General features: G+C 46.0%; 3 protein-coding genes, 2 tRNA genes and 1 pseudogene. All 6 read right to left on the reverse strand.

The features are described 5' to 3' along the window. Positions 1 to 678 (reverse strand): type II secretion system F family protein (locus VB081_RS12510; protein WP_323401129.1); only part of this gene is annotated, 678 nt, incomplete at its 3' end. After that, entirely contained in the window at positions 668 to 1,849 is a 1,182-nt protein-coding gene (locus VB081_RS12515) for a GspE/PulE family protein (protein WP_323401130.1), read from the reverse strand. The genes VB081_RS12515 and VB081_RS12510, both read right to left, overlap by 11 nt. Positions 1,850 to 2,138: 289 nt before the next feature. Further along, a tRNA-Ser gene (locus tag VB081_RS12520) sits at positions 2,139 to 2,230 on the reverse strand. Between the two features lie 273 nt (positions 2,231 to 2,503). Beyond that, positions 2,504 to 2,592 (reverse strand) — tRNA-Ser (locus VB081_RS12525). 78 nt (positions 2,593 to 2,670) lie between these two features. Next, on the reverse strand, positions 2,671 to 3,735 hold the full coding sequence (locus tag VB081_RS12530; RefSeq protein ID WP_276982725.1) for a branched-chain amino acid aminotransferase: 1,065 nt from the start codon (positions 3,733 to 3,735) through the stop codon (positions 2,671 to 2,673). Between the two features lie 88 nt (positions 3,736 to 3,823). Continuing rightward, positions 3,824 to 4,290, reverse strand: a pseudogene (locus VB081_RS12535) (hypothetical protein); the annotation flags it as partial.

Genomic DNA, 4,290 nt, shown 5'->3' on the forward strand with positions numbered 1-4,290 from the left:
TGCCAACCGAAGACCCTGCATATAATAGATCAGCCGCCCGATAACAGGAAGCTTAAGCACCCATCGATCCCACCAAAACCCAAAACCTTCGTGGTGACGAGCGGCAAGGATGCCACCCACTAAAGCGCCCATTAATAAGATTAAAACAGGCCATCCCTCGGAGACAAATTCACTCATCCCCAGAAGCATTCGGGTTGGTGTCGGGACCTCCCCATCCAGTGAGACAATCGTCCCGATAATCGCCGGGAAAACAGTAGTCAGCAGAAAAACCCCCACCGCCACTGCTACAACAATGACAATAATAGGATAAATCAACGCCTGAATTAATCGGCTTTTGAGGTCCGCCTGGTTATCATAATAATCGGTCAGCCCCTGTAAAACACGATCTAAACCACCGCCACGCTCTGCTGCCTTTAGCATATTTGTAACTAGTGGCGGAAAGCTTTTGGGGCTAAAGGCCACACTGGCGGACAAACTATTTCCCTGGCGTATTCTATCTGCTACCTGCCTTGCATCTTCTCCTAATTGGCGGCCCCTCCGTTCTGCTGCCAGTATGTTAAAGGCATCCACCGGTACAATCCCGGCTCCTAAAAGCATTTGTAGCTGCTGACAAAAAAGCCCAAGGGCACGAGAAGAGGTGTGGGACCAAAAGACCTTCGCATACCCTTCATCCGGCAATGCAACGCACCCCCTCTTCCAGGGAGGTGACTCCTTGAATAATCAATGATCGGGCCGCCTTTCGAAGGATGCCTTGTCCCCCAGGTACACCTCCTTGACAGTCTTCTCCAATCTTCCAAAAACTCGGATCAATTACCAGCAATTCAAAAATCCCAATGCGTCCCAAATAGCCTGACCCTCCACAGTACTCACACCCCTTTGCCCGATACAAAGACAAGGGTCCTTTCCCCTTGAGGTAGCGGCACTCCTTTTCTGAAGCCAAATAGGCCTCCTTACAGTGAGGACACAGCCGTCTTAAAAGGCGCTGGGACACCGCTCCCCGAAGCACTGCCCGAATTAAATACTCTGGAACCCCCATATCAAGCAGCCGTTCCCGGGAGGACCAAGCATCCATGGTATGGAGCGTCGCCAGCACCAAATGCCCCGTTAAGGCTGCCCGCACCGCAGTCATGGCTACAGCATCATCCCGAATCTCCCCAACACAAATAATATCCGGGTCCTGACGCAGTACCGACTTAAGGACTTCGTGAATTGTCAAGCCGATTTCCGGATTAACCGGGATTTGAGTAACCCCCGGGATATTCATCTCCACAGGATCTTCAATAGATAACATATGAACGCCCGAATCATTAAGCTGTGACATTACCGCGTATAAGGTGGTTGTCTTCCCACTCCCCGTCATCCCATTGAAGAGAATGAGGCCAGACTGATGAGTCAGCATCCGCCGTAACCTCTGCTGATCCTCCCCCAGCATTCCAATCCCCGAAAGTGTATTCAGACCGTCCATACACCCCAAAAGGCGCAAAACAAGGTTTTCACCATATTCTGTTGGCATCGTAGAGACGCGAATATCAATCCGCTTCTCCCCAAAGCAGTGCTGAAATGCACCGTCCTGGGGTAAACGAGACTCCGTAATATTCAACTTTGAAAGGATCTTTATACGCGTAATCAATCTATCAAAAAATTGATACGGCTCTTCTTCTACTACACATAATTTTCCATCGATACGGTATCGAATCCGCATCCGATCAACAGAAAAGGGCTCCAGATGGATGTCTGAAGCCCTTCGATACACGGCATTTTCTATAATGGCATCCACACGCTTGATATAATAATCATCTGCATCCTTTGGATTTTTAGTCAGATTGGACTGCCATATTTTCTTTTCCATTTCATTCCCCTTTAAATACTCCTGTAACTTAAGGAAAGTGTAAAACAATTTTCTCTTTTAGTCAAGCGTTTTCATTGAATGACACCTAATCGTTGTTATCCCTCACATTTCAATTAAAATGCTTCTGAACAATAAAAAAGCACAGAGTCCTACCTTCTGCGCTTCGTGTGATAATTTTTCTATTTTATCTAATCATCTTTTTTCTCTCTAATAAATTCGTTTTTTATTGAGAGTCTCTTGCATAAAAAAACTGAGCTTCAATTCAATTGAAACCCAGTGTTTAAGGCGATGGCGGAGAAGGTGGGATTTGAACCCACGCACCGCGTTAACGGCCTATACCCTTAGCAGGGGCACCTCTTATAGCCACTTGAGTACTTCTCCATCAATACAATCCCCATTCCTGCTATTTCGAATGGTTCATCATTTCTTTATTATAACAGATTCCATAATATCGGTCAAAGGAAATCTGGCCAAGAGGGTGGGATTGTGCTTACCTTCGGTAATCACCCCGTTTCGGCTAATACGCCTCACGGATTCGCCTAAAAACAATTCACAATTGTTTTCTTCACGGCTCAGACCCACACTGGGTTCGAATCCAATTAATCTGGACCTCACAACTCAGCATTTGTCCTATTAGAAATCTCATACAAATTCTGGCCGAGAGGGTGGGATTCGAACCCACGTGGGCTTGCACCCTAACGGTTTTCAAGACCGCCCCGTTATGACCGCTTCGGTACCTCTCGATGTGACGCGATATTTATTATAACAGGGGCTTTCGCCCCTGTCAATAGCTTTTTCACATCAATCATTTTTTAGTTGATTTAGCAAACTTTAACGATCCATCCAAAGGTATCGTCCTCGGTGCCACGTTGAATCCCACAGAGGGTATCGTAGATTTTTTGAGCCGATTCTCCAATTTCGTCATTGTTGAAAATCATATCTTCACCCTCATAGTTTAATCTGCCAATGGGTGATACTACGGCCGCAGTTCCCATGCCGAAAACTTCCTCTACCTTACCCTGATGGTACAATTCGACAAACTCTTTAATGGAAATGATCCGTTCCTCAACAGTTTCTCCCCAGCTTTTAAGAAGCTCAATGATGCTTTTGCGGGTAATCCCTGGAAGAATAGTGCCCGTCAGTTTTGGAGTCACAAATTTTCCATCAATTTTAAACATCACATTACACGATCCCACCTCTTCAATATTCTGGCGGGTCGCGCCGTCCAGCCACAGTGTTTCTTCGTAGCCTGCTTCATGGGCTTTAGCACTGGCAGCTAGGCTGCCAGCGTAATTCCCCCCGCATTTAGCCTCTCCCGTACCACCAACCACGGTTCTGGCATAAACCTTTTCAATATGCATCATCGCCGGCTTCAGGCCCGTTTCGTAGTAAGCTCCCACAGGACATAGGATGATAAAGAATTTATAAGTCTGACTTACACGTACCCCAATATAGGGATCTGTAGCAAAGACAAAGGGGCGAATATACAAGGACGTCCCAGGTGCCGTCGGGATCCAATCCTGTTCCAGCGCAACGAGCTGCTTCAGGGCATCCAACACAAAGGCCTCATCAATCTGAGGGATACACATCCGTTCGTTTGACCGATTCATCCGCGCCAGATTTTCTGTCGGGCGAAATAATTGAATGCTGCCATCCTCTGTTTTATAGGCCTTTAGCCCCTCAAAGACTTCCTGAGCATAGTGAAACACACTACAGGCCGGTTCAAGGGCGATAGGGCCATAGGGAAGGATTTGAGCGTCGTGCCACCCCAGGCCTTCAGTATACTCCATTGTAAACATATGATCCGTAAAGCATGTTCCAAAGGGAAGGTTCCCTTCATCGGGCTTTTTTTTCGGATTCTCTGTTTCGATAACCTTTATTTCCATTGTTCTCCACTCCAATCTTAATATCTTCTTATAAGTATAACAATTGTTGTATACAATACACAAGAGGTAATCTAAAATTTTCTATTCCTTATCCATGATAATAATTAAACAGTGTGCCACACAATGCCACAAAAGATACACAGGACACCATCCCCATCAGACCTTCTTGTACTGGCACCTGACAATGCTTTTGTAAAAACATCGATTTCTCATTAATCCATTCCTGAAACCAAATGTACCCCCAAGTAATCAGATAGAGCAGTGGAATCAGCAGAGTAATAATATAACGCCCTTGGGGCTGATAATCACTGGTGTAAGAGTAGTATATTCCAATGGATACAGGGATCAGGATTGCCAGAAATAATGCTATCCCCCAGATCCAATCATAACTCACCATTACCTTGCGCTTGGTGAACCACCAACAAAAAAAAGCACAAATCAATCCGCCCAGGACCATCCCCCCCATGAGTAGATAGGACACTATCGACATCGCAATGCTCGCGTTTCCGAAAACACCAATAATACTGATAACACTATTAAACAGCCACCCCCTTG

Source organism: Christensenella sp., assembly GCF_034927525.1.
GTDB lineage: Bacteria > Bacillota > Clostridia > Christensenellales > Christensenellaceae > Christensenella.